This is a genomic window from Caenibacillus caldisaponilyticus, from assembly GCF_002003465.1.
Classification (GTDB): Bacteria; Bacillota; Bacilli; order Bacillales; family Sporolactobacillaceae; genus Caenibacillus; species Caenibacillus caldisaponilyticus.
The window spans coordinates 1-1,050 of sequence record NZ_BDDQ01000141.1; the positions used below are offsets into that span (position 1 = coordinate 1).

Annotated in this window: 2 protein-coding genes; one reads left to right on the forward strand and one right to left on the reverse strand. The window is 47.8% G+C overall.

Features of this window, described 5'->3' with window-relative positions; translation table 11 throughout:
* Positions 1-196: hypothetical protein (locus CCB157_RS18165; protein WP_238594762.1), on the reverse strand; the 196-nt coding region annotated here is incomplete at its 3' end.
* Between the two features lie 40 nt (positions 197-236).
* On the opposite strand from CCB157_RS18165, the gene CCB157_RS16870 reads away from it, so the two are divergent.
* Positions 237-965 carry a hypothetical protein gene (locus CCB157_RS16870; protein ID WP_143287138.1) on the forward strand — a complete coding sequence of 243 codons (729 nt, stop codon included), beginning with the start codon at positions 237-239 and terminating at the stop codon, positions 963-965.
* Positions 966-1,050 lie beyond the last annotated feature (85 nt).

The window sequence follows — 1,050 nt, forward strand, 5'->3', positions numbered from 1 at the left end:
TCGCTATTTTGTCGCCGTAGTCGGCGGAAAGATCGTCGATGTGACTGTGGACGATGTAGAAAAGAATATCGCATGAGGTGACAACAGTGGGGTTAATCAAACGCCAATTCAGAATCGAGGATACTCTTTGGGCTCGGTGGCAACGGGCAAACAATCGAGCCGCAACAAATGGCAGCGAATTGATCAGGAGGTTCATTGAAGAATACACCACTAAAAAGGAGAAGGAGCTGAACATCATGGCTCAAGTCGTTGAGACAATCGCCCGACGCGATGACTTCCCGATCGACGGTGAAGCATACGTCGTCGGGAAAGTCGATGACGGACGGTACTTCTTCGCCTGGGGCCCGTCCTATCCGTTCGCGGATGATGTTCCGTCGTACCAAATCGAAGAAGGCGAAAGTGGACTTAGCTATCATGAGACCGAAGAGGATGCAAGAAAAGCATTTCTTGAAGCATTGCGATCCGAATTTGAAACTCGGGAGCCGTGCAAGTGGTACATCGATCGTGTTTTCATCCGAAATGGAGAAATGTACGATTGTGGATTCTATCTTCGCGAGGACGGCATCATAGAATGGCATGAGCCGATCCCAAATGGGGATGTTCAAGAATTCCCCATTGAAGAATGCACATATGAGGATGGTGTCCCGGTTGATCTTGACGATGGAGAAGCAATCGGCGAGCTCATACCGAGCAAAAAAGATCGTATCAAAAATATTTTCTTGAATCTCCATAGATCCGATTCTGATTGGAGCTTCGCGGCCGATAAATTCGTGCAATGGTGCATCTCAAAAGACTTTCAAGTTGAATCCTTCGACAATTTTGTAGAGTGGCTCGATGACGATCGGATCGACAGCGTTTGGGATTTCTGGTTCGGATATGGCGATGACTTCGAAAAATTCGCCGATGATTGGGTATCCGATGAAGAACGCGAAGAATATCTCGAATACTGCCGCGAACATGCTTGAAAATCATCGCCTCCCGCGGGGCGAAGCTAAGTACCGCGGGAATGGAAGGAGGATAATATGGATTTGTACGAAGGAATTTTTGGTG

Coding starts and splice junctions, on each gene's coding strand:
- CCB157_RS16870 (WP_143287138.1), top strand. CDS start 237: ATGGCTCAAGTCGTTGAGACAATCGCCCGACGCGATGACTTCCCGATC.